Annotated in this window: 23 protein-coding genes; 3 read left to right on the forward strand and 20 right to left on the reverse strand. The window is 36.1% G+C overall.

Annotated features, from left to right (window positions below; genetic code table 11):
- Positions 1–14 precede the first annotated feature (14 nt).
- The 3 genes from H9655_RS06100 to H9655_RS06110 form a co-directional block, all read right to left on the reverse strand.
- A complete protein-coding gene (locus tag H9655_RS06100; RefSeq protein ID WP_191811992.1) occupies positions 15–1286 on the reverse strand; it encodes an MFS transporter in 1272 nt (423 codons plus the stop codon).
- A 555-nt stretch (positions 1287–1841) separates the two neighbouring features.
- On the reverse strand, positions 1842–2618 hold the full coding sequence (locus tag H9655_RS06105) for an IclR family transcriptional regulator (protein ID WP_191811994.1): 777 nt from the start codon (positions 2616–2618) through the stop codon (positions 1842–1844).
- Positions 2619–2701: 83 nt separating this feature from the next.
- Positions 2702–3505, reverse strand: a complete 804-nt coding sequence (locus H9655_RS06110) for an alpha/beta fold hydrolase (RefSeq protein ID WP_191811996.1) — start codon at positions 3503–3505, stop codon at positions 2702–2704.
- Between the two features lie 196 nt (positions 3506–3701).
- Here H9655_RS06110 and H9655_RS06115 point away from each other — a divergent pair, with 196 nt between their 5' ends.
- On the forward strand, positions 3702–4160 hold the full coding sequence (locus H9655_RS06115; RefSeq protein ID WP_191811998.1) for a DUF2188 domain-containing protein: 459 nt from the start codon (positions 3702–3704) through the stop codon (positions 4158–4160).
- Positions 4161–4332: 172 nt separating this feature from the next.
- Here the strand turns inward: H9655_RS06115 and H9655_RS06120 are convergent, their stop codons facing one another.
- The 12 genes from H9655_RS06120 to H9655_RS06175 form a co-directional block, all read right to left on the reverse strand.
- Complete coding sequence (locus tag H9655_RS06120) at positions 4333–5073, reverse strand: SDR family NAD(P)-dependent oxidoreductase (protein WP_191812000.1); 741 nt, start codon at positions 5071–5073, stop codon at positions 4333–4335.
- A 32-nt stretch (positions 5074–5105) separates the two neighbouring features.
- Positions 5106–6719 carry an AMP-binding protein gene (locus tag H9655_RS06125; protein ID WP_318245449.1) on the reverse strand — a complete coding sequence of 538 codons (1614 nt, stop codon included), beginning with the start codon at positions 6717–6719 and terminating at the stop codon, positions 5106–5108.
- Positions 6720–6743: 24 nt separating this feature from the next.
- Positions 6744–7544: a 1,4-dihydroxy-2-naphthoyl-CoA synthase gene (gene menB, locus H9655_RS06130; RefSeq protein ID WP_191812004.1), complete on the reverse strand. Its 801-nt coding sequence runs from the start codon at positions 7542–7544 to the stop codon at positions 6744–6746.
- A 30-nt stretch (positions 7545–7574) separates the two neighbouring features.
- Positions 7575–8738, reverse strand: a complete 1164-nt coding sequence (locus H9655_RS06135) for an acyl-CoA dehydrogenase family protein (RefSeq protein WP_191812006.1) — start codon at positions 8736–8738, stop codon at positions 7575–7577.
- Positions 8739–8953: 215 nt separating this feature from the next.
- Positions 8954–10264, reverse strand: a complete 1311-nt coding sequence (locus H9655_RS06140; RefSeq protein WP_191812008.1) for a sigma-54 interaction domain-containing protein — start codon at positions 10262–10264, stop codon at positions 8954–8956.
- A gap of 5 nt (positions 10265–10269) precedes the next feature.
- Positions 10270–10686 (reverse strand): hotdog family protein, encoded by a 417-nt coding sequence (locus tag H9655_RS06145; RefSeq protein ID WP_191812010.1) that lies wholly within the window; start codon positions 10684–10686, stop codon positions 10270–10272.
- A gap of 362 nt (positions 10687–11048) precedes the next feature.
- On the reverse strand, positions 11049–11357 hold the full coding sequence (locus H9655_RS06150; protein ID WP_191812012.1) for a DUF3870 domain-containing protein: 309 nt from the start codon (positions 11355–11357) through the stop codon (positions 11049–11051).
- Positions 11358–11372: 15 nt separating this feature from the next.
- Positions 11373–12590 (reverse strand): acyl-CoA dehydrogenase family protein, encoded by a 1218-nt coding sequence (locus H9655_RS06155; protein ID WP_191812672.1) that lies wholly within the window; start codon positions 12588–12590, stop codon positions 11373–11375.
- 14 nt (positions 12591–12604) lie between these two features.
- Positions 12605–13792, reverse strand: coding sequence for a CaiB/BaiF CoA transferase family protein (locus H9655_RS06160; RefSeq protein WP_191812014.1), 1188 nt, complete (start codon positions 13790–13792; stop codon positions 12605–12607).
- Positions 13793–14089: 297 nt separating this feature from the next.
- Positions 14090–16081, reverse strand: coding sequence for an LTA synthase family protein (locus H9655_RS06165; protein WP_191812016.1), 1992 nt, complete (start codon positions 16079–16081; stop codon positions 14090–14092).
- A gap of 407 nt (positions 16082–16488) precedes the next feature.
- A complete protein-coding gene (locus H9655_RS06170; RefSeq protein ID WP_191812018.1) occupies positions 16489–17424 on the reverse strand; it encodes an ATP-grasp domain-containing protein in 936 nt (311 codons plus the stop codon).
- Between the two features lie 171 nt (positions 17425–17595).
- Entirely contained in the window at positions 17596–19122 is a 1527-nt protein-coding gene (locus H9655_RS06175) for an MDR family MFS transporter (protein WP_191812020.1), read from the reverse strand.
- Between the two features lie 177 nt (positions 19123–19299).
- Between H9655_RS06175 and H9655_RS06180 the strand changes: the two genes are divergently transcribed.
- Positions 19300–20175, forward strand: a complete 876-nt coding sequence (locus H9655_RS06180) for a TetR/AcrR family transcriptional regulator (protein WP_191812022.1) — start codon at positions 19300–19302, stop codon at positions 20173–20175.
- Positions 20176–20222: 47 nt separating this feature from the next.
- Here the strand turns inward: H9655_RS06180 and H9655_RS06185 are convergent, their stop codons facing one another.
- From H9655_RS06185 to H9655_RS06205, 5 genes are all read right to left on the reverse strand, one after another.
- A complete protein-coding gene (locus tag H9655_RS06185) occupies positions 20223–21302 on the reverse strand; it encodes a nitric oxide synthase oxygenase (protein ID WP_191812024.1) in 1080 nt (359 codons plus the stop codon).
- A gap of 72 nt (positions 21303–21374) precedes the next feature.
- Positions 21375–22724: a D-arabinono-1,4-lactone oxidase gene (locus tag H9655_RS06190; protein ID WP_191812026.1), complete on the reverse strand. Its 1350-nt coding sequence runs from the start codon at positions 22722–22724 to the stop codon at positions 21375–21377.
- Entirely contained in the window at positions 22721–23911 is a 1191-nt protein-coding gene (locus H9655_RS06195) for an alanine racemase (RefSeq protein WP_225230468.1), read from the reverse strand. Before H9655_RS06195 ends, H9655_RS06190 begins: the two co-directional genes overlap by 4 nt.
- A 57-nt stretch (positions 23912–23968) precedes the next feature.
- Positions 23969–25492: a solute symporter family protein gene (locus H9655_RS06200; RefSeq protein WP_191812030.1), complete on the reverse strand. Its 1524-nt coding sequence runs from the start codon at positions 25490–25492 to the stop codon at positions 23969–23971.
- A 2-nt stretch (positions 25493–25494) separates the two neighbouring features.
- The gene (locus tag H9655_RS06205; RefSeq protein ID WP_191812032.1) at positions 25495–25839 is read right to left on the reverse strand and encodes a DUF485 domain-containing protein; all 345 of its coding nucleotides are present in this window, start codon (positions 25837–25839) and stop codon (positions 25495–25497) included.
- Between the two features lie 173 nt (positions 25840–26012).
- On the opposite strand from H9655_RS06205, the gene H9655_RS06210 reads away from it, so the two are divergent.
- Entirely contained in the window at positions 26013–26198 is a 186-nt protein-coding gene (locus H9655_RS06210) for a hypothetical protein (RefSeq protein ID WP_191812034.1), read from the forward strand.
- The last annotated feature ends 68 nt before the right edge of the window (positions 26199–26266 follow it).

A 26266-nucleotide genomic window follows, 5' to 3' on the forward strand; every position in this document is an offset into this window, starting at 1 on the left:
TTGAAATCAAACAATTAACTTACTATTGACTGATTATTATGAATAACCCTTAACTCAGCTGATTCACGTTTAAGTGTAAATAAATAAGCAACAAAACCTAAAGCAGAGGCAAAAATTAAAACAATGATTGACGTCCCAAAGTCTCCGTTAGATAGATCTCGTAAATATCCCATAATATAACTGGCAAAACCACCCATAATATTAGTGAATCCCATCATACCTGCTGCTCTCCCAGCGGTTTCAGGTGTAGAGAATTTCACAATAAACAAATTACTTAGATGGAAGACCCCACCTTGTGTTCCCATAGCTAATCCCATGCATATACCAGCAATGATCGCGTTAGGTGACATAATGCCACCACATAAAAAGATCGTGGTTAATGCAAATAAAATGGTCGCCATAAGGCTTGGACGGTTTGTCTTATCTGATAAGTACCCACAAATAAGGACAAATCCTAAAGCAAATAACCAAGATAATGATGTAATACTACTCATCGCTTCCCTCGAAAAGTCTTTCGCTTCAATTAAATAAGTAGGTAACCAGATACTTATACCAAAAAATAAAAAGGAAGACATCAGCATTCCAAACCATACAATCCAGTAACGATAGTCTTGGGCAAAACTTTTCGATTCATCTTTTTTATCAACCGGGTTTTTCTCACGTATATAGGAAAGCTCATCATGTGTAATCCCTTTATGCTCTTCTGGTGTATCTCTAGTAAGAAAATAAAAAAGTGGCAGTACAAGCAATAAGTTAAAAGCAGCGAGTAAGAAGAATGCAGCTTGCCAATGGAGACTAGCAATGATGGCGGTTAGCATTAAAGCACCCACAGCCGGACCTAAATAGTTACCAGATAACCATGATGCTTGTGCTTTTCCTAATTCTTTATAATGAAACCAGTTAGCAATGAATTTTCCACACACAGGAATCATCATACCCTCACCAAGGCCAAGAACGATTCTTGATAAGATAAACATCTCATATGTAGTTGATAAGCCAGCGGTAATCATCGTTATGGTCCAAACAACTAATCCTAACATTGCTGTTTTTCTGGCACCTAGTTTATCAATAATCACACCCCAGAATAGGTTTGATACAGCATAAGCAATTGTGAATATAAATGTGATAAAACCAATCTTGGCATTTTCACCAGTAATGCCTAAATCACTAAGAAAATCAGCATCTGTTTGAATAATAGAAATACCGAGCTTATCAATTTGGCCAAAAAACCAAAAGAAGAATATCGGTACAGCAATATACAACCATCTTTTCTTTCCTGTTAACATCCTTTACCCTCCTATAATATGCTGGAAAAAATCACTAACTATAAAAAGTCACCCCCATTAAAATATCTATCCATTCAAAACTTTGTTTTTTATACAAAACAAAGTTTATATAATCTTAAAATTTTTAAAAAATTTTGTCAATACAGATTCTTATAAATTAAAACTATTTTCACTATACTTATACAGAAAATTATTTCATCTTAAGTGAGTTTGCTTCCTCTATTAGTTAGGGCATATCAGTTAAAGCAGCCATAAACCTTAGTAAATTTAAAGAGATAAATGACACTTTATGATAGGATTTCAATATTATTTCTAGCGAATCTATTCATTTAATGACTTTTTTATTGGGGACTACTTATAAAAGGAGAGACAAATGAAGGGTTTCTAATGCATCGTTCATCTAGTAGTTTAAACTTTTACCTACTAGGGCGAAATTGTCCAGAGGTGAAATAAGCAATGGAAAAAACTTCGTTTAAAAGAAAGAGAATAATTCCAATACAAAAAACCCGAATCCATTAGATTCGGGTACAACAATTGTTCGAGTCTTCTAGTGAATTAATTTCCAATAAGACCCGATAATTGTTTAGATATTTCAAGTATTTTCGGTAGGGCTACTTTTTCGATAAAATCATTCTGATAGGTAACATCAGTGGCGACAATATTAATAGCTGCCACTACTTTTCCGCTACGATCATATATTGGTGCCGCTACCGATTGAATGCCTTGATGGAATTCACCTAAAGAAATAGCATAACCATTTTTCCTAATTGTTTCTAATTCTTCAAAGAAGCCAGGTAAATCAGTTTGCGTTTTTTCTGTATACGGTTTTAAGTTTGATCCATACACTATTTCACGTAGCTTTGCTTCTGGCTGCATAGCTAATAGAAGCTTACCATTAGCTGTTGCATGTGCTGGCAATCTTAAACCGATATTTACATTAATGGCAGATACGCCGCGAACAGGTGCACTGCCTATGTATACGACTTCATAATCATCTAATATCGATAAATGACATGACGCTCCAGTTGTATCACGGAGCGTATCCAAATAAGGTTGAATGATTTCAGGTAAGTTTAAACTATTTAAATAAGCAAACCCTAGCTCAAGCACTTTTGGTGTTAAGCTATAGCGCTTTGTATGTTCATCTTGATGTAAGTAACCTAACGTTTGCAATGTATAGAGTAAACGGTATGGTACAGTACGACTTACATTTAATTCTTTCGCAATTTCAGCTAAAGACATCGTTGAACGTCCGCCGTTGAATAGTTTCAAAATTTCTAATCCTCTGACTAATGAATTGGCATTATATCGCTCTTTTTCACCGTTAGCCACTCCATCACCCCACTTTCCCAGTAAATACTATATTACTATTTTAACAAAAAATCGTTGAAAAAGATATTAAGAATCATTTTCGTTTATATATTTACAGGATTTTGCAGAAATTTCCGTACAGCTTCATTAAAAGATGCCGGATCCTCTTGATAGCATAGATGACCTGTATTAGGGATAATGACCAACTGCGATTCAGCAATCGCTTGATGGAAGATTTCTGCTTCCTCAACAGGAGTTGCCTTATCAAATTCACCACATATTATTAAAGTTGGCGTCGTTATGCTCCCATAAATATCTGTGTGATCCAAAGAATATAAAGAGTTAGCAACCGAGATATACCCTTTCGGTCGAACTTGTGCCATAATTCTTTCTGCTTCTTTCACTACCTCCAGATTAGGTTCTGGCGCTAACAATTCCCTTACTCTTTGTTTTGCTAGTTCTTCTCCTGTTAGATTTGACACATTATAAACTCTTCTAGTTAACTTTTTCCTGTTCTCTTCTTCACTATTCCCAGCAGCCCCTCGTGTTGGATCAGCAATAATGAGTAATTCAACTCGATCTTTAAAACGATAGGTAAAATCTATTGCAATGGCAGAGCCCATGGAATGACCAAGTAAGTAAAATTTCTGTAATCCTAATGCATCGACGAATTGCTTAAGTACATCAGCAAATTGCTGGAAACTTGTAAACTCTTCTTCCGGATCACTACTTTGCCCATAACCTGGTGCATCCCATACAAATACTTGAAAGTCATCTGATAAACCTTCTAATTGTTTTGTCCACGACTGAGAATTATTACCCAACCCGTGTAAAATAATAAGCGGCTTTCCTTCGCCCTTCACCCTATAATGAATCTTCATTTCTTCACTTACTCTTATGATAGGCATTCTATTCCTCCTCTTCATTATGTTTCTATAACAAAACATTGTTTTAATTTTAAATAGATACCCATCATTTGTCAATCATTATTCTAAATTTTTAGATATTTCACTATTATCATGTACTATTTTTTCTTTTATTTTTTATGAGTAAACTCTATCAAACTAGGGTATGAATTTAATAATCAACTAGGAGGTGGAGAATATGCCTTGGAATACGACAGATTATCCAGATTCATTCAAAAACTTAGAAACAGCGATAAAGAAAAAAGCCATCGAAATAGCTAACAGTCTCATACGTGATGGCTATAATGAAAGTCGTGCTATTCCAATTGCAATTGAACAAAGTAAGAAATGGTATAGAAATGCAGCAACGAAAGAACGAAACCAAATGATTCAATCATCTGACAGTGATTTACAACCCGAAGGAAAAGCGGATAAAGATAAGAGTAGAAGAATTCAAGAAGGACAACATGTACTGCCCCATGATGATGGTTGGGCTATTACAACTGATCATGGGAAAAAACCATCTGAGATACTTCCTACGAAAGCAGAAGCAGTAAAAAGGGCAAAAGAAATCGCTCAAAATAAAAAAACCCATCTTGTGATATATAAACAAGATGGAACCATTGACGAGAAACATTCTTATGATATAGAAGAGTAACAGCACTTATTCTTCCTATCATAAGAATCTAAAAACACAAACAAGCCGGAAAAGGTTTCGGCTTGTTTGGTATGCTCCTAAACTCATTTACTAGTCTGCAAAGAAAATAACTACCCTTAATAACTTAGGCAGAAGGCTGCCCAATCGTTATCCATTCATTACTTTTCTCTTGTTAACACATCGTTAAACCGCCATTAACAGAAAGTGTTTGCCCGGTAATATAATCCGCTTCCTTTGAAGCAAAAAAAGCGACGGCACCAGCTATATCTTCTGGTTGAGCTAATTTTCGGAATGGAATGGCTTTCTCAAGTGCAGCAGCAATCCCTTTATTATAAGATCCTATTTCTTGGAAAAGCGGCGTATCGGCTGGACCTGGGGCGATGCAATTCACATTTATTTGATATCTAGCCATTTCTCTCGCAATCGTCTTTGTAAATGCAATTACACCACCTTTAGCAGCAGAGTAAACTCCTTCTCCGCTTGAACCTACTCGTCCAGAATCTGAAGCAATATTAATTACTTTTCCTTTCCCTTTTTCAATCATTAACGGCAGGATCGTTTTACATGTGTGTACTTGCCCCATTAAATTAATGTCTATTACTTTTCTCCAAGTATCGGGTTCACTTTGTAAAAATGGTTCGATTTTATCCCATCCCGCATTATTTACAAGTAAATCAATACTTCCATACTTCTGTTGCACTTCCTTTACAGATTGTTCTACACTTTCTAAACTCGTTACATCACAATGTACAGCAAAGCCCTCTCCGCCTATTTCTTTAACAAGTTCGATCGTTTCTTTGGCATTATTTATATTAATATCACTGGCAACTACCTGATAATTATTTGCAACGGCTAAGGAAATCGCTCTTCCCATCCCTCTACCGCCTCCGGTTATATAGGCAATCTTAGTCATTATTCATCCACTCCTTTTTACTTAAAGTACATTCAATTCTTTAATAACGATTCTCTTAATTTAAACTTCTGGATTTTCCCACTTGCGGTTCGTGGAAATTCATCTAGAAGGACAAAATGTTCTGGCCAATATTGTTTAGCTACCCCTTTTTTTAGTAAAAATTGTTGTAACATTGATAAGGTAAACGTAGTATCCCTTTGTTTCAATTGAATAAATGCGCATGCTTTTTCTTGCAATCGTTCGTCCGGCATTGCCACAACTTGCACATCATTGATCAACTCATACTCATATAGGACATTTTCAATATAAGATACAGGGATATTCTCCCCACCACGAATAATAATATCTTTGTTTCTGCCAGTAATTCTTAAATAACCATCTTCATCCATCACACCTCTATCACCAGTAATAAACCAATCTTGATCGAATTCAGACTGTGTTTTCTCTATTTGTTTATAATAACCGCGAAATAAAGCAGGACCACGGCAATAAATATTACCTTCTTCTCCCGCCTGGCAAGTCTCCAATTGTTGATTGACAACCTTTACTTCCATTCCAGTGAAAGCAACGCCATCTGTTTCCGTCAATTTTTGAATAGAATCATTTCTCTTTGTTAAGGTAACTAACCCATTTTCTGTTTGCCCCCATCCTGCCAATATTTTGAATGATACAACCTTTTCTGCTTGCTTGACTAAGTTTCTAGGAATGGGTGCCCCTAAAGCAATAAAATACTTCAAACTACTAATATCTGCCGTTCTTTTTTTAGCAGCAGCGATCGTGTCTTTTAGAAAAGGTGTAGCTCCTGCCGTAAAAGTCACATTCTCTGTTTCTATCAGCTTTAAGAATGCATCTGGGTTCCAAGTATCTTGGTAGATTGCTGTACCACCATATTGTGTTGGTAACCTAACACCGTAAGCAAACCCCGTTTGATGGGCGAAGGTTGATGCCATAAATAACACATCTTCATTCGTTAATTGCAAATGATCAATCCAATAATGAGAAGTAATACATAAAGTATTATGAGTATGCATGACACCTTTAGGAAGACCAGTTGTACCTGATGTAAAAATGATCTCAGTCACTTCATTAGGATCTATTTCTATATTTAATAGCTCATTTCTGCGTTTTTCCTGTGAGTCTATAGAAGTGACTAGTGATGCAAACGATTTCATTTCTTCCGGAATTGGTAACGAATTTCCTACAACTACAACATTCTCAAGTTCCGGCCATTCTTTTAGACATTTCTCTACCATTTCAATATAATCATGGCCTCTAAAACAATCCGGAATAACTAACAATTTAGCCCCTACTTCTTTAATCATATAAGTAAGTTCTCTTTCTCGATAAATAGGGACAAGCGGGTTAGTAATCGCCCCAATTTTTGAAGCAGCATAATGCAGAATCACAAACTCATTCCAATTCGGAAGCTGAATAGAAATGACATCGCCTTTTTTTATACCTAAGTCCAATAAACCAAGTGCGACGCGATCGACTACTGAGCCTAACATTTTGTATGTGTATCGACTTTTACTATCGATAATCGCTGTTTTATTTGGTGTACGTGTGATTGCTTCATCTAAGTAATCAATAATCGTTTTATTGAGCCATTGTGAAGAATACGATGTTAATTCACCTAATCGTTCCACAACAAACACTCCTTCATCTTTCATTTAACTTCTAAATGTCGAAAAGTCTACTGGACGTTTCTCTATGAAAGCATTTTTTCCTTCCGCTGATTCACTTGATTGATAGAATAATGCTAAATTGGCCATTGACAATTGCGTAATCCCTTGAATATTTGCACTATCTGCATTGAAAGACAGTTTCAACATTTTAATAGCTGTTGGACTTTTTTGTAGAATTTTTTGTGCCCAGTCTTCTGCCGCTTGCTGTAATTCATGTAATGGAACAACTTTATTCACTAAGCCCATTTCCTTACATTCATCAGCGCTATATTGCTCACATAAGTACCAAATTTCTCGCGCTTTCTTCTCACCAACGATTCTCGCTAAATATGCTGATCCGTATCCTGCATCAAAGCTACCAACCTTAGGCCCTGATTGCCCAAACTTTGCGGTATCAGCAGCAATTGTTAAGTCACATACAACGTGTAATACGTGCCCTCCACCGATTGCATAGCCATTAACAGCTGCAATAACTGGCTTAGGGATGTTTCTTATCGTTTGATGGAGATTCTCTATCTCAAGGCCAATCCCATTCCCTAGACCACCTTTACCATCATAGCCACTTTCTCCATCTTTTTGTTTTTGATCGCCACCTGTGCAAAACGCTTTTTCTCCTGTGCCTGTTAAAATAACAGCACCAATTGTGTTATCATCCCAAGCTTCACGAAAACACCAAATTAATTCTTTAATCGTTTGTGCTCGAAAGGCATTATAAACCTCTGGTCGGTTAATAGTTATTTTCGCTACGCCATTTTTCTTTTCCAGTATAGTATCTATTAATTCCATCAGTGATTCTCCTTTTCTTCTAATTTGTATTTATATTTTTTGATAAGATCGAAATTCTTTTCCTATAAGATGTTTGGCAATGACCATTTGGTTTGCTTGCGCTGTTCCATCACCAATTTCTAATCCAATAACATCTCTTAATCTTTGTTCAAATGGCATTTCTTTTGTATAAGCATAATGCCCATTTAAAAGGAGACATTCATGAATCGCTTCACTACTATATTTCGGTGCAAGCCACTTAACAGATGCTGCCTCTTTCGTATGTGGTAAACCTTCATCACGCAACCACAGTCCTCGATAAGCTTGCCATTTAACGAGCTCCAGTTGCGTATAGTGATTTACTATCGGAAAAGAGACTGCTTGATTCACAGCTAACGGTCTGCCAAAAGAATGTCTTGTTTTCACATGTTCGATTGTTTCATCCAAACTTTGTACGGCTGCACCTATACATTGGAGTCCTATTAATAACCGACTTAAATCAAAGCCATTCATCACTTGAGAGAAGCCTTCATTTAGATTACCTATCAAATACTGCTCAGGAATCATCACATCAGTTAAATAAACGGAGCCTCTACCTATTGGGATATTTCCCATATCTTCGTAACCTTTGCACTCTACTCCTGGTAGATCACTAGGTACAAGAAAAGCGGATATTCCTTTATTTCCAGCAGTTGGGTCGGTTTTAGCAAAAAGAATAAATGCATCAGCAACGGTTGCCACACTGATACCCGATTTCTCACCATTTAGAATGAAGTAATTCCCTTTGCTAATAGCTGTTGATTGTATTCCACCTGCATCGGTACCTGCTTGCGGTTCAGTAATTGCAATGCCAACAATCGATTTTCCCTGTGCAATTTTCGGCAGCCACTCTGATTTTATGGCATTATTTGCATGAATGGAGAGAATTTCTCCTATTAATGCATTTAACATTACCGAATAAGTCAAATTAAATTCACCTTTGCCAATCTCCTCAGCAGCAATACCTGTCGTGATACAATCTGCCTCGCTGCCACCATATTTTTCTGGAATACGTAAACCTGTTACACCTAACCCCCCTAGCTCCTCCCATAAATGTCTCGGTGTCTTATTCTCTCTGTCCCATTTTGTATATTGAGGTAATAATACCTCCTTAGAATATTGTTTTAAAATTTTTCGAAAATCCTCTTGCTCTTCAGTAAATGAAAATTGTAACATTATCCATCCTCCTCTCTGTGAATATAAAGCAAGAACCATGCCAAATTATTTTATTTGTTTGTAGCGGTTTTGTCGTTTTATTTTTCTCAATATTGCGAATTATTCTCACTTTTGCAAATTACGTTTGCAAAAGTGAGTCCTTATCCAATAATTGATCAAACAAAAAACGCAAACAAATTGGCTACCTGCCAAAATCTGTTCACGTTTTCTAATTTTTATGTTTTGATTTGATATTTAGCTATTTTTCTATATAAACTAGCTAAATGAATATTTAATTTTACAGCAGCCATTGTTTTATCTCCACCCGTTTCCTCCAAAGCCTCAACAATAGCCTTTCTTTCTGTATCTTTTACGATTTCTTCTAAGGTTTTTGAAGGTTGAATGCTTGGTAAACACTCGGTATGACTAGTTTGAGTCGCTACTCTTTTCACCACTGCATTGTCACCTAACTCTTCTCCGGTAGAAAGTGTTACCCCTCTTTCTACAACAGCTTTTAATTCTCTTATATTACCAGGCCATTCATGGTTCATTAACCATTTGAGTAAATGAGGATGAATATGATTTACGTTTTTATTTAGTTGTTGATTATATTTATCTAAAAAATAGTCAACAAGCGGGATTATATCTTCTTTTCTTTCTCTTAAAGGTGGGATAGGTAAATCAAATACGAATAAACGATAGTATAGATCTTGTCTAAATTCCCCCGCTGAAACTAGCTCAAATAAATCTCTATTCGTAGCGGCTATAATCCGAATATCCACCCGCTTCTTTCCTATGGAACCAAGCCTCTCAACTTCCCTCTCTTGCAACACCCTTAATAGCTTACCTTGAGCGGCTTTAGGCAATTCGGAAATTTCATCAAGGAACAAGGTACCATTTTGTGCTAGCTCAATTTTTCCCGGCTTGCCTGTTTTTTTTGCTCCACTAAATGCGCCTTCTTCATAACCAAATACTTCAGATTCAAATAATTCTGGTGGAATGGCCGCACAATTAACAGCAATAAAAGGACCTCTTCGCCTTGGACTGGCATGATGAATCGCTTGAGCGAATAATTCCTTACCAGTCCCACTTTCACCAGTAATTAAAACTGTGGATGAACTAACAGCAATACGGGCAGCTAACTCTTTCACTTCTAATAACTTTTGACTTTCACCAATAATATGCGCAAATTCATAATTAGCTGCATGATTAGCACGTGTATATTTCTTTTTTTCTTGTAATAAAGAAAGAAACTGTTTTAAAACAGGAAGAGAAATTTCACCTGCTTTTAATAATATAGTTAAACGATAATGCTCATTTTCCTTATTAACTTTGACAATACAGAGAACCGATAAGATTGTAAGACACTGGAGCTTGCCAATCAGATAAGGAAAATTACTGACTTCAATCAATTGCTCTTTCAATTCCTCTGCTGTCATCGCAAACCGTTGGGTAAATACAGTATTAGCAGTAATTATTCGTCCATGCTCATTCACGATCAATATAGGATTTTGATGAGATTGATCCATCAATGTTATCTCTTTCATCTTATTCAACCTTTACGCCCGAGTAATTGTACCACGAGCTGACCTCTAATGACTTCATGATTATTTTCGTTTAAGCAAGATACCTTCATCGTTAACCAATGACGTTCACTATGACAGTCAAGTAAATCTAACTTAACTGTAATTTTTTCATCACGGTAAACAGGGTCATAAAATAGCAGCTCTTTTTGCAGGAGCACACAGGGACAACCTGGTAATTTCTCACTGACTACTTGATGTATTAGTCCTTCAACTAATAACGCCGGTACAATCGGTTGATCAAAAGGTTCATCCCATTTCTCATTTTGCACTTGGTAAACAGGGCTATAATCCTTTGTTAGCTCCTGACAACTCAATATATCTTCTTCTGTAAATTTTCTTGCAATGGTTGCACTGTCTCCTATTTTAAATCGACTAGTATCCAAATCACTCTTCTCCTTTTTAGATGATGATAGAAAAAAGGGCTAGGACATAACTAAATGAGCTAACCACAAAAAAGAACAATAACAAATGGATCTTAAAACATCATTTGCAAAAAAATCCGTTCCATTGCGCTCACGTACTCTCGCTTTCCGCGGGGAGGGGCTGAGCTCCTAAGGCATTGCCTGGGGGATCTCAGCTTTCCCTCTATTTCCCGCAGGAGTCGAGTGTCTTCCGCTCCATTTCACTATTCTTTTCATATAAGGGTTCAAACCATACAAAAAAACCGAATGATTAGATGCTAGAACTCCTAATCATTCGGATAAATCATTAGCTAGAATACTTACGTCCCAACCTCTTCCTTATTTCAAGATAAAACCATCTCATATTGTGTGTGTACATCTTTTAAAGCAGCTAATATCGCTTGACCCGCTTTGCCTTTATAATGACCTTTTACTCTTTGTATTAAAGGTTCCAAACCATCATTTAAACTATACCCTCTTAACAACTGGCGAATAAATTCTCTTCCATGCTCTGTTGCTAACGTGCATGATGCATCAATTATTACACCATACTTTTGATCCAATTCTAATGTAATTGTAATCGAATCATATAAGTTCCTTGCCGCCATTCCTTGAGGAAGCTTTGCGTGTCCTGCTAGAAAAAATGTATTCATGATAGGTTGATCTCCTTATCTTTGTTGAATTGCCACCTCTTCTTCTTCAAAAGGCCAAGATGGCAGTGGGTTACGCAGTGGCTTATCTTCACGATAGCCTAATGCATATTCACCTTGCATGACGGTATGAATTTCTCTCGTTCCTTCGTAAATAACCGGTGCTTTTGAATTTCTCAAGTATCTTTCTACTGGATATTCATCTGAGTAACCATAAGCCCCATGTACTTGAACCGCATCATTTGCCGCCTCAAACGCAGCGTCACAAGCAATCCATTTTGCTAATGATGTTTCTTTTGTATTTCTCTTACCAGCATTTTTTAGCGACCCTGCTTTGAATACAAGTAGGCGCGAAATTTCCAGGTTAGCAGTCATCTTAGCAATCATTTGTTGAACAAGTTGATGCTTTCCTATCTCCTTACCAAATGTTTTTCTTTCATGGCAATATTTCACACTTGCTTCTAAACTGGCAGCGATTAAGCCAACAGCACCAGCTGCTACTGTGAATCGACCATTATCTAATGCCGACATGGCAATTTTGAAGCCTTCCCCTTCTTCACCTAAACGGTTGGCCACCGGTACTTTTACATCAGATAAGAACACTTCACCGGTATTACCCGCTCGTATACCTAACTTACCTTTAATAGCCTTTGTTTCTACTCCAGCAAATGTTCTCTCAACAATAAAAGCTGTGATGCCTTTATGGGCTGCATCATGATCTGTTTTAGCAAATACAAGAAAGTGATCAGCTACATCGCAAAGTGAAATCCATGTTTTTGATCCGTTTAAAATATAATAGTCACCATCTTTTTTCGCTGTCGAATTCATTGCTGCTACGTCTGAACCAGCATTCGGCTCAGTAAGACCAAATGCACCTATTTTTATACCTTTTGCTTGAGGTACTAAATATTTTTGCTTTTGTTCTTCAGTTCCCCATTGTAACAAGGTCATACTATTTAACCCTGTATGAACAGACACTGCTGTTCTATAAGCTGTGTCTCCTCTTTCTAATTCCTCACATACGATTGCTAGTGTGTTATAATCCATACCAGCCCCGCCGTATTGTTCAGGGATACATACACCCATTAATTCAAGTTCTGACAACCTTTTTAAAATATGTGGTTCAAAATGTTGTTTGCGATCCCATTCTTGAATATTTGGCATAATTTCATTGTCAACAAACCGTCTCACTAATTTTTTTACACTTTCTTGTTCTTCTGTTAATTCGAAATTCATCATCATAAATCCTCCTAAATAACTTGATTTTTTTTCATTTCTTTTATTTCAGCACTGGTATATCCAACTCTTTGTAGTATTTCGGCTGTCTGTTCGCCATAAAGCGGTGGATGATGTCTTACTTTGACCGGAGATTTTGACAGCTTTAATGGCGAACCTGTTAATTTCAATGACGGGATATGAGGATGATTGCCCTCTATCACCATCTCTCTTGCCAGAACTTGTGGATCATTAAACGTTTCGCTAATTGTATGGATCGGACCGTTAGGAATTGCATGTTCATCAAATAAACGCTTCCAATTCTGTTTTGAATCTTTTAATAATTCTCGTTGTAGAATCGGTATTAGCGAACTACGATTTTCAACGCGACTACGGTTGGTGGCATAACGTTTATCGTTTATCAACTCAGCTAATTCTAAAATATTACAGAAACGGGCAAATTGTTGATCGTTGCCAACAGCAATGACCATTTCTCCATCAGCAACCGTAAATACTTGATAGGGGGCAATATTTGGATGGCGATTACCTAACCGCTTAGGTTCGGTTTTACCGACCAAATAATTACTGGCTACATTGACTAAGGCAGATATTTGACAATCTAATAATGCTATATCAATCTCCTGACCTTCTCCAGTGTGCTGACGGTGATGCAATGCACTTAATATGCCAATGCAAGTATATAATCCTGTAATCACATCAGAAATGGCAACACCAACTTTCATTGGTGAGCCAGCTTCCTCTCCGGTAATATTCATTAAACCACTCATTGCTTGAATGATGTAATCATACCCAGGTAAATCTTTATATGGTCCAGTTTGACCAAACCCTGTAATAGAAGCCAAAATGATTTTACTGTTCCATTCATTTAGCTGCTTGTATCCAAGTCCCAATTTATCTAATGTACCTGTCTTAAAATTTTGTACTACGATATCAGCATCTTTTACTAAATGACGAAAAACTTCCTTCCCTTCTTCAGCTTTTAAGTTCAATGTCATACTCTCTTTATTTCTGTTTGCACATAAATAATAAGCGCTTTCACCTTCAACAAAAGGAGGTCCCCAAAATCTTGTTTCATCTCCATTCTGATGATGTTCAATTTTGATGACTTCTGCACCTAAATCACCAAGTATCATCGTACAGAATGGTCCTGCTAACACCCGTGAAAGGTCGATAATCTTTACCCCTTCTAATGCAAGCCCCATCTTTTATACACTCCATTTCTACAACAAATAAAATGGAGCCAGCAAAATAAACTTTTCCTTCAAAAAGTTTACTCTACTGACTCCTATTCACGGCTTGTTTTTCGGCAAGAAAAATCAAGTGAATCATTGTCAATGATTTTCATATTCAAACATTCAAAAAGGGAAACCATATTTGCAGTAAGGTAATTACTGTCATTGGTTTATATATTATATAATAATTAAAATTTTTAAAAAATTCAATAGTTTTTAAGAACTTTTGTTAAAAAATAAAAAGAGGAGCACTTATGGCTCCTCTTTTTATTCTCTAATCATATCCTTTGAGTTGCTTGATTCAGTATCTGTAAACAACTTTTTAAAGTCGGCATAATCATAATCCGATCGATTTACAGGAGTAAAATTCTCTGGTTCATAGAATCGAAGTAAATCAGCATTGACGACTTTGTCTGAATAAGCGAGCTTTTGCTCAACATTTTCATTCATTTCATCACCTTTTGCAATAACTTCTTCATCTTCTATTAGTTCACCTGTTTTTGAATCATAATATTTTCCACCGATGGCTGTAATTGTTGGGCTTACAAAATCGCCATTTCTAAACGGTATTAAATCATCATGTTCTTTTGAAAAAATATCAGTTCCAAAGTGAATATACTCTTTCGAATCGATACCAAGTAAATGTAATAACGTTGGTTTTAAATCAATTTGGCCCGCGTATTCATGGTTCGTTCCACCTTCCATACCTGGGACACGAATGAATAACGGTACACGTTGTAAACTTGTATCAAGAAAATCGCTATACTCTGTATCTAATACTTGTTCCATTGCTTTCTTATGGCTACTTGAAATTCCATAGTGGTCACCATACATAACGATAATTGAATTATCATAGAGTCCTGATTCTTTAAGATAATTAAAGAACTCTTCAAGCGCTTCATCCGCATATCTTGCCGTTTGGAAATAATTATCCACAGATGGATCGCCAGTTGTATGTTTCTCAATTGTCGCTTCTTCTTCATCTAATGGATACGGGTAATGATGTGTTACTGTAATAAACTTCGAATAGAAAGGTTGTGGTAATTCATCCAAATAAGCTTCTGATTGCTCAAAGAATGGTTTATCCATTAATCCGTAGTCAGTTAAGTTATCTGAATTCATATCAAAGTAACTTGCATCATAAAAACGGTCATAACCAAATCCTTTATAAATCTCATTCCTATTCCAGAATGTGCCGTTATTTCCGTGGAATACTGCAGACGTATAGCCTTTTTCTTTTAAAATGGCTGGTGCTGCATGGAATGTATTCATTCCTTTTGTCGTAAAAGCAGAACCTTGTGGTAACCCGTATAAGGAGTTTTCAAGCATAAATTCTGCATCAGCTGTTTTTCCTTGAGCTGTTTGATGGAAGAAGTTATCAAAATAAGTTGTGTTTTCTTCTTCAATTAATGAATTGAGGAATGGTGTAACTTCTTCTCCATGCAATTCATAGTTCATTAAGAAGGTTTGAATGGATTCCAAATGAAGATATATCACATTCATATCCTTCCCAATACCGAATGTTTCTGGATTGGGTTCAGCATAATTAGATTGCGTGAAGTTCACGACTTCGGTTGTATCATTGCTATCTGCCATAACTCTTTGAGCTGATGCTTTTGTACTTTGTACTGCATCATAAATAGTATAATTGTACATACCTAGATATTTAACAATATAGTTTCTATCAAATCCACGTGTTAATAATTGTGGACGATCTGCTTCAGCCAGTCCTAGGTTTGCACATGAAATTGCTAAACCTAAAGATAATACAGCAACCATGCGTCTCTTACCATAATCTTTCTTCTCAATCTTAACAAATTTAAATGCTAATAAAGCAATTAAGAATAGAAGATCTATGAAGAATAAGAAATCATATGGGCGTAGTAGAGTCGTTACACTTTTACTAACATCTGCAAAGTTTTGTGTCATTGTTAATGTTGGTAATGTGATAAAGTCCGTAAATGAACGATAATAAACCACATTGGCATATAACAAGAATGACATGATGCTGTATATTACTAATGTCGCAATATACTTTCGTCTTCCTTTAAAAAATAAAGCGAAACTAAGGAAGATTAACGATGATCCTAAAGGATTTAAAAATAAAAGAAATTGCTGTATTGGGCTGTCAACCCCGAGATTAAATTGAGTTAATTGTGTTATATACGTTTTCATCCAAAGGAAGAATACAGCTAACATAAAGAAGCCAATATATTTATCGAAGAATAAACTTTGACCTTTTTTAGATAAACTATCCATTATTGCACCTACCTTCTAGCACATTATTATAACATGCTTTAAAAAAAATTCTATAAGTAATTGGTAATAAAAACCCTTTTCTTACCAACTACCTTCCCCGTTTTTATTGACCAGAGGCATATTATGATTATAATCGATAATTATGAACGTTCTATGACAATGTAAATTTTTCTTTAAACTTTACGCTATCACGAGTTATAAATATACTCTTTTTTGAGCAAAAGTCAAGAAATATCCTTAAAGACCTCCATAATCAAAAGCTGCTTAAAATTAAGCAGCCCTTAGATGTAATAGCTAAAAATGTCAGTATTACTCACTTACACATTTAGAATTAGCATATGTCATGCTGATGTGAACTGTTCTTAAAAAACGGACTAGCTTCATTAGTATATGATGGCTAATTTGAATTATGCTAAGTTCAACTGCTCCTGCAACAACTTTGCCAGTTGTAACATGCCGTATTTACCTGCAATTCCTTCAGCGTCTGCATTATAATTCGTGTTTGTATTGATGTCATACGTATAAACACGCCCATCAGCATCTTTAATAAATTCAATTCCTGCTACATCAATTCCTGCATATTTAAGAAATTTCTCATATTTATCCATTTGTTCAGCATCCACTTCATCAGTAATTTCGAATTTAGGGCGCTTCTGTGTCTCTTCTCCCACCGGACAAAAAGCATCGCCAATTTGACAAGCATCTGCCGGACATAATTCAAATCCTTCCGAAGTATCAACTTTTACAGCATAATAAAACTTCCCGCCAATAAACTCTGCCCTTGTAATGATCTGATCTTCCGATTTTATATACTGCTGAATAAGAGTGATTCCATCAACAGGTTCTTCAAAGGAATTGCTACTAACATAGGTTTTTAGAGATTCAATTGTTTGGAATAGCTGCACACCTAAACCTTTTCCTGCTCGGTTGTGTTTCGTTATAAAAGGAGTAGTTCCTAATTTCTCGGCTGCAGTAATAATATTTTCTTTCCCAACTGCTCCAATTGTATTTGGTGTTTTAATTCCGCTTTTTTCTAGTAGGGCATATTGTTTCACTTTACTGACTTCTAACGAAAGTGCGTGACTCCCATTTAACACTTTTCTACCGTGACTTTCTAGCCAAGTAATCACACTTGCTGCTAATTCTGGAGCGAAACGATGCCCTCTCGTATGAGATGAAGCACTCATGCGATTATAAAACACCCCTTCTGGTGGTGTAGAAGTTAAATCAATTATCCCTTCATGCAAGTGCCATGTTTCGTAAGGTACTTGCAATTCATCTAATCTACTTGTCAAATGGTCTGTCCATTCATCATTTTCGTGAATAATATAGATCTTTTTCAAAGAAAACACTTCCTTTTAATTAAAACGATTATGTATAGTTACTATTATTTCACGGGTGTCAGAAATTCGCAATTATTTCATATAAAGATGCCAATTATCTTACTTTAAAATCAAGTAAAACAAGCATAAAAAAATGACTGTGAGATTAGGATCTCCAGTCACTTTTTTCTATCATTTTGACGATTCTGTTTCATTTAATGGCTCGGTTTCTAATGCTTCAGTCTGTTCTTCAGGATCTTTTGCAGGTACTGAACGTTTCATAAAGAAGACGAGAATCAACGCAATAACCGAAATAAAAGTTGAAACGAAAAAGGCAAAATTAATCCCTTCTAATGTAGATTGCAACCCAATTTGTAACATTGCTTCTTGAGATAATTCTCCTCCACCATTTTCACGTAGAGTAGCATTTGCTAAATCTTCTCCTGCAGCGTTTGCCTTATTAGACATAATTGTAATAAGCAACGCTGTACCAATAGCACCAGATACTTGGTTAAGTGTATTGTTCATTGCCGTCCCATGGGGATAGAATCGTGGTGGTAATTGGTTCAAACCGTTTGTAGATACAGGCATCATTACCATTGACATACCGAACATTCTAATTGTATGTAATATCATAATATGAATAGCCCCTGTATCCATCTCAAGGCGACTAAAAAAGTAAGTCGAGATTGTCATAATGGTTAAGCCAGTTATTGCTAATATTTTCCCACCGAATCTATCAAATAACTTTCCAGTTAGAGGTGACATTGCTGCCATTACTAATGCACCTGGCAACATCATTAAACCGGCATCAAATGGGGAAATACCTCGGATATTCTGCACATAGATAGGAATGAGTAGCATCCCTGAGAACATCGCCATATTCACAACCATTGTAATAATCGTTGAGAGTGTAAACATTGGGAATTGAAAAACACCAAAGTTTAACATCGGTTCTTTTTGCTTATTTTGTCTAATAATGAAAATGAATAGAGAAATAGCACCGACAATGATGGTTAAATAAACGTTCGTAGCACCCCATCCATCATTTCCTGCTGAGCTAAATCCATATAAAACACCACCAAACCCAATACTAGATAATAATAATGAAAGAAAATCCAATTTAATTGCTTGCTTTTCTTTTTTATCTTTTAACCATATAAAGCCTAATAGTAAAACGATTATTGCAATTGGAGAAATAAAATGAAACAGCATCCGCCAATCATAATTTTCGACAATCCAACCTGACAATGTTGGACCTATTGCTGGAGCTGCCATTAATATTAATCCAAATAAGCCCATCGCAGATCCACGTTTTTCAACAGGGAAAGAAACGAGCATCACATTCATTAATACAGGCATTAAAATAGCCGAACCGGAAGCCTGCATCATTCTTCCAATAAGTAAGATGCTAAAAATATCGGCAAATCCAGCTACAAATGTACCTAAAGTGAACATAAGCATCGCAAATAAAAACAACATGCGGACACTATATTTACGTATTAAGAACGCCGTTGCAGGGATTAAGACCCCATTTACTAACATATACCCAGTTGTTAGCCACTGGACAGTAGCCGTATCTACATTCAAATCTTCCATGATTGATGGTAAGGCGATATTTAATAGAGTGTTGTTTAAAAACGCAATAAACGCACCCACCATTAGGATTGCTAATAATCCATAGGGTGGTTTATTTGAATTTTGGTGATTTGCGGTCATTATTTCCCCTCCCTATACACATTGTTCAATTGTTTATACCACTATTTCACGCAGGACTTATCATAACTGATATGATTAGTGAATGCAATGATTATATTTCGCTTTGCGAATTTTTTTCTAAGAGAATTTTATGTTATGATACTAATTATTTAAAACTTAAAAATAAGGTGATATTTCTTGAAGGACAGAAAATTACATGTCATTCATTTAGCTCATGAATTATTTATCGAAAAAGGCTTTCAAGCTACTTCTATCCAAGATATATTATCTTATACAGGTATATCTAAAGGAACGTTCTATAATTACTTTTCCTCAAAAGCAGAATTACTGATGGCCATATTTAAAGATAGTTACAAGCTGATGGAAAAGGAAAGAGATGCTTTACTTATTGGAAAAAGTCCACAAAGTATTGAGATTTTCACACAGCAAGTTGAACAGCAAGTCATGTTTAATCATAAACATCAGCTTGTTTCTTTATTTGATGAAATGTTCATATCAGACGACTTAGAACTAAAAGCATTTATAAGAAAAGGTCAGCTCCGGACAATTAAATGGACTTATTATCGCTTTATTGAACTGTTTGGAGAGAATCGGAGAGCCTACCTTCTCGATATGTCTATTATCTTCCTTGGTATTCTTCATCAGTTGAGCAAATATTATACTGAATTATTTCAATCATCGGTCAGTATTACAAAGGTTGTTCGATATAGTGTTGAGAGAATTGTTGAAATGACAAATCAAGTTGCGACAAAGGAAGTTCAATTATTCTCACCATCCTTAATCGATACAGAGATCAATGATTTATTAGGTACTGAAACACAACAAGATGAAATTAAGCATATATGTGCACTCATGTTGGAAACGGAGACACTAACTAAGGACGAAGAATTGTTGATACAATTTATTCAAGATGAACTCCTATTAAGAAAAAAGCCAAGAAAGTTTCTAATTGATAGTGCTTTAGAGACTTTAAAACGGACAGATTCAATTTGTAATAAAGGTCGCGTTTTACGACTTCAGTTTATTGTTAACAACGCTACTTCCCAATCATAAAAAAGATAGATATTCTAACCGTTTTGCGTTAGAGTATCTATCTTTTTTTAATAAGGTTTATGTTGATAATAATAATTAGGTGACTTACTTATGTTTTTATAAGGTTTATGAAAAATATGAGTAGTAGCTGGTGATAAAGGGGGGATAAGCCAAGTCCAATCTCCAGTGACTTCCCTCTTATGTATTCTTTCCTTCGCTTCAAATTGTTTGAATTGTTCTGCAGCCGTATGATGATCTACAATACTCACTCCGTCTCGTCGAAAAGAATGCATCACTGCTAAATTTAATTCAACTAATGCACGATCTTTCCAAAGTGAAGCATTCGAGCGAATATTTAAGCCTAACCCTTCTGCAATGATAGGTAATTGATTATACCTATCTTCATCAGCAAAATTTCTAGCTCCTATTTCTGTCCCCATGTACCAACCGTTAAAAGGCGCCGCTTCATAAATGAGACCACCTATCTCCATTTTCATATCAGAAATAATGGGAATGCCATACCATTTTAACTGTAATTCTTTAAACCAAGCATAATTTGGATGTTCGATTTCTACCTCAACAATTAATTCTGTTGGTATTGTAAACCATTTAGGTTCTTCGTTGTTCTTTTGAATAACAAGCGGTAATATATCAAAACGACTATAGGTCGGCTCCCAACCAAGCTCGATGCACTTTTTTGTAAACTCAATAGAAGACCTGTCACCTAATATACCATCTTTTGTGTCGTATCCAGCATATCTAATTAATTGGTGATTCCATATACGAAAGTTTGTATCACTCTCTTTACTTGGAAATACTGTAATAGAAGGTTTAATTTTCCCACTATTTGTCGCTACTTTTATGTGCTCAAAAAGCGCCTTTGCTACTTCCTCTTCTGTTTTAGCTTCTCTCTTATCGATGACTTGAAGTGTTTCCCAAAAGAAACGCCCTATACAACGATTACTATTACGCCATGCAAGTTTGGCACCATAAGCCAATTCTTCTTGTAATTGTCTATATGATCCTGTTGAGTTCAGTTCATCAGAAATAATACTTAATCTTTTATCCGCTTGTTCTTTTGTTTGCCCTGTTTCTTCGTAAAACTGATAAATAAATTCCTGAGCTTTTTGAAATTTTTCTCTAGACAAGATAGACTGAATCCTCCTGAATGTTCATTCGATAATACTATCTTATCATATTCCTATCGTATATTAGATAAATTACAGCTTTTCTATCGTTACCTCTTTCATCTCTATGTTATCCTGTTCAATCTTTAACATCTGTTTCACATACGGATTGACAAATAATTGGTCTGGATCAAGCCTTGCTCTCCATTTGAGAAAATTTCTTAAGTGGCTGTATTTTGTAGTCAACTCTGAAAACTTTGCTTGATGAATCTTCCCCCAATGAGGACGCCCATCATACTTCTTCATAATTGTTTCCATATCGTTAAAATAGGTTTCATATGGCATACCTTTAAACATATGAAATGCAATATAAGCTGAATCTCTTCCAAAAGAGGGACTTAGCCAACTATTGTCTCTTTTTACAACACGACATTCGATTGGAAAATGAACATTATATTGTTGCTCTTCTATCTTTGCCCTTATTTCATCGATACAGGCAACCATATCCTCTAATGGAATGGCATACTCCATTTCAACAAACTTTACTTTTCGTGGAGTAGCAAATAAATCATAACTTGGCGCATATTGCTCACTATTACTAATGGCTCTTGCGCTTATGCGACTAACTGATTTAGTTAGATTTGGCCATTTGCGACATAAGACAGATAGAAACCCAAATATATAATTCTCCATTATCATACTTTCAATCCTACGCCATTTCCTTGTCCGAGGCTTTTTGTCTGTTATATTCATTGTTTTTATTTGCACATGGTTAGAATAGGGGAACAAGAAACATTCAAAATGGCGGTTCTCATGGATATAGGAGCTAATCTGATGTTTTAAATCACTATAAAGTATTTTCCTACTTTTATAAACATAGGTCGGTGCGTGGATGACTTTTAGTTTCACTTTTACAACAATACCCAACAAGCCTAACGAAACAAGCGAGACATCGTACAAATGTGAGTTTACTTGGCGAGAAATCATTAGTTCCTCTCCTTCAGCTGTTATCATCACTAATTCTTCAACTTGTGTAGAAATATTGCCAAATTTCATACCCGTCCCGTGTGTACCAGTTGATATCGCACCGGCAATACTTTGCGTATTTATATCACCAAGATTTTCTTGCGCCCAACCTTTCTCACCTAAATATTTTCCGATTTCATATAATTTAGTGCCCCCATATACCTCTACTAAACCTTGGTCCTCATCAAAGAAAATCACACCGGATAAACGGTCTAATGAAACGAACCACTCATCGGTTTGAATCAGGTTTGTGAAAGAATGTCCGGATCCTACCACTCTAATCTTCTTCTTTTCCTTTCTTGCATTATTTACCACTTCTATCACATCATCTATGCTTTCTGGAAAAAATAATTGCCCTGCATTGAATTGTACATTTCCTGCCCAGTTTTGAATAGATGCGAGTGAAGTTTTTCTCATAGGAAACACATCCCTTCTCCTCTATACGTTTTTAATGTAAATGTAGATTGATTCTCCGAGTAGCAATGAATCTCTGTAAACCTTTCACATACCTCTCCTGCTTTCGCAGCCCGAAAAACAACGGCACTCCCTATGGATAAACGTCCCTTTGAATAAGACAATGGTGTTTGCACTTCACCAGCACCTTCCATTGGTAAAAGCTTCATGCCATATGGATATACAGGAAGTGGCATCTTCGTGCGGTCAGTAACACCGGAAGCAATGTATCCTCCTCCGAGACATGTATAGATATTCTTTTTCGCTTGACGGACAATAGGTACTGCAAAAAAAAGGGCAGGTTCGTATTTGATCTCTTGATAATAATCAAAAAGAAGCGGTGAATAAAAGCCTGACCCGACAGTCATTTCCGACACTTGTTCATCTGTTGCCGTATAATGGATACTCCCAGTCCCGCCACCATTCACTAAAGCAGGTGTATACCCTCGTTGTTGTAAAGCTATAGCGATTTCTGCCCTCTTCCGTTTGACTTCTCGTTTTGCTTTTTGTTTCATTAAACGAATAATGGTATTTTTTCCATATGAATGCGGAACGTTATCTCCAACACCAGCAATTTGTGCTTCATATCCCATGATTCCCTTCCAGTGAAGGACTTCACTCGCATTAATAGCTTCAACTATAGCTAGGACTTCAGAGGGGCTCCTTAAAGAAGAACGGCGGACACCAAAATGGAAACCAAAAATATTTGTACTCATATCTATATCTATACAAACTGAAAACTGACCATAAACAGACTTTGCTAATTTTATTAAATAATCAACATGCGCTAAGGAATCGACCATGACAGTGATTTCTTTCGCATGCTCACGAGCAATGATTGATAGAAATTTTTCATCCATACTTGGGTAGCCAAGCAATATGTCATTAAAACCCTGCTTCACTAATGTTAAGCTTTCACCAGCAGTATAAGTCATAATACCTTGATAGCATTCATTTGATGCCAAGATACGCTTTATCACTTCAATGGAACGAATAGACTTTGTTGCTACTCTTATTTTTTTTCCTTTTGCATGCAGTGCAATGGCCTGGCAGTTTCGATCGAAAGCATCTAAATCTAAGAAAAGTGCAGGCATCGATAAGAATTCTATTTTTTTCATATCCATTAAAATCTCACCACCATGATTTCGCATAATATAAGAAAAGCGACTTTCTAGTGAAAGCCGCTTTGCCTGTTGATCATTATGATATTATTTGACTCCTGTATTCGCTTTAACAGATACTTCAGCATATTTCTTCTCATCTCGTTTATTTGATACAACTGCACCAATATATGCTGCTAAAAACCCTGCTGGAACTGATACAATTGCCGGATTCGTTAACGGGAATATTGGATCACCAACAAGAATCGCTGTACCTTCTGGGCTTAATACACTTGGACTAATAGCTACTAAAACAAGTGCCGTTACAAGACCGGTTACCATACCAGAAATAGCACCTGCTGTGTTGAACTTCTTCCAGTAAATTGTATAAATGATAACTGGTAAGTTCGCACTTGCTGCCACACAGAAAGCTAAAGATACTAAGAAGGCGACATTTAATGTTTGCGCAAATAGTGCAAGAATAATCGAAAGTACAGAAACACCAATGGAAGCATATCTTGCTGCTAGCATTTGCTCTCTCTCAGTTGCTTTACCTTTTTTAATAATTTGCCCATAAATATCATGTGCAAAGGCTGAAGCTCCTGAGAGCACAAGCCCAGCAACAACGGCAAGAATTGTTGCAAACGCAACGGCAGAAACGAATGACATGAGGAAGTCTCCGCCAAGCGCTTCAGCTAAGAGCGGTGCTGCCATATTACCAGCTGCATTTGCTGCGACGATATCTTGTGAACCTACAAACGCCGCCGCTCCAAATCCTAGGAATATTGTCAAAATATAGAATATTCCTACAATCCAAGTAGCTGTGACAACAGAACTTCTCGCTGTTTTAGCATCTTTCACTGTGAAAAATCTCATCAAAATATGTGGAAGTCCAGCTGTACCTAATACCAGAGCGACCATCATTGACAATGTGTCAACACCGTTCGTATATTTCACACCTGGGTTTAAATACGATTCACCGTGTGATGTTACCGTTTTCATTTTCTCAAACATACCAATAATATTGAAGTTAAACTCTTTTAAAACAAGGAATGAAATAATAACTGTTCCTATCATCAATAGAGCCGCTTTAATAATTTGAACCCAACTAGTTGCAGTCATTCCGCCGAATAAGACATAAGTTGTCATCATGACACCTACGATTACAACAGCAATCCAATAATCAATACCTAACAATAATTGTATAAGTGCACCTGCTCCAACTAATTGAGCAATCATATAGAAAATAACAATCGTTATCGTGCTAATTGCCGCTACTCCTCGAACTTTCTTTTCACTAAACCTGGCACTAATCATATCAGCAATTGTATATTTACCCAAATTTCTTAGTGGTTCAGCAACAATATATAATACAACTAAATAAGCCACTAAGTATCCAATAGAATAGAAGAAACCATCAAACCCGAATAATGCAATCGCACCCGCAATACCTAAAAAGGAAGCGGCTGATAAATAATCACCAGCAATCGCTAAGCCGTTCTGCCAACCTGTTAATCCTCCGCCAGCTGTATAAAACTCACTTGCTGTATTCGTGCGTTTTGCTGCCCAATAAGTTACCACTAATGTCATCGCTACGATTAATACGAATAAAGTTAGACCAATTCCACTCATAATTAACGTTCTCCTTGTGTTTTATGACTTTCAATGATTTCTTCTGCAGCTTTATCAAATTTTGCAGCTTTTTTAACGTAAATCATGCATAAAACCCAAGTCATGACAAATTGTGCAAACGCATACACCCAAGTCCAAGTAATAGAGCCGATTGCCGGTTGATTAAGCACATTCGTAAACGAAGTCAGTATCGGTAGCATAAAATAAAAGAGCATGAAAAAAATAATCATTGGCACTAAAAAGGCTTTCTTAGCACTTAATAAATTTTTAAAAGCAGAACTACTTGCCACAACCTCATAATTAATATTCTTTTCCTTTTGGTCATGCGCTTTTGCTAAATTATCCAATGGATCCCCTCCTATTTTTCTGAAATATAAGTATATTCTAAAAAATATAATAAATATATGCAATAGAATTTGTACTAAAAAATAAAAATTTATTTTTAGACATGTTTCGACAATAGCAAGAAATCCTAATATAATAGAAAGTAAATTATTTACTATCGTTTGCGAGGGAAATCATGAAAAAAGTACGTCTAATAAAAGACTATCAAAACTTTAAAAAGGGTACCCCTTTTCTCGTCATTACTGAATCTGAATTTATTGGTGTGAAAGAATATGTATTGAGAACATATGATCTACACCATCGATTACTAATCACCGACAAGGAATACGCAACACTGTTTTCACAAATTGGGGAAAACTAACCTCTTCTGCTACACTTGCTTGTCTGATTGATTAAGAAGCCTTATAATAAGGTAAGAATAAGAACGGT

Origin of the sequence: Cytobacillus stercorigallinarum, from assembly GCF_014836495.1 — a bacterium.
In the GTDB taxonomy this organism is placed as follows: domain Bacteria; phylum Bacillota; class Bacilli; order Bacillales; family Cytobacillaceae; genus Cytobacillus; species Cytobacillus stercorigallinarum.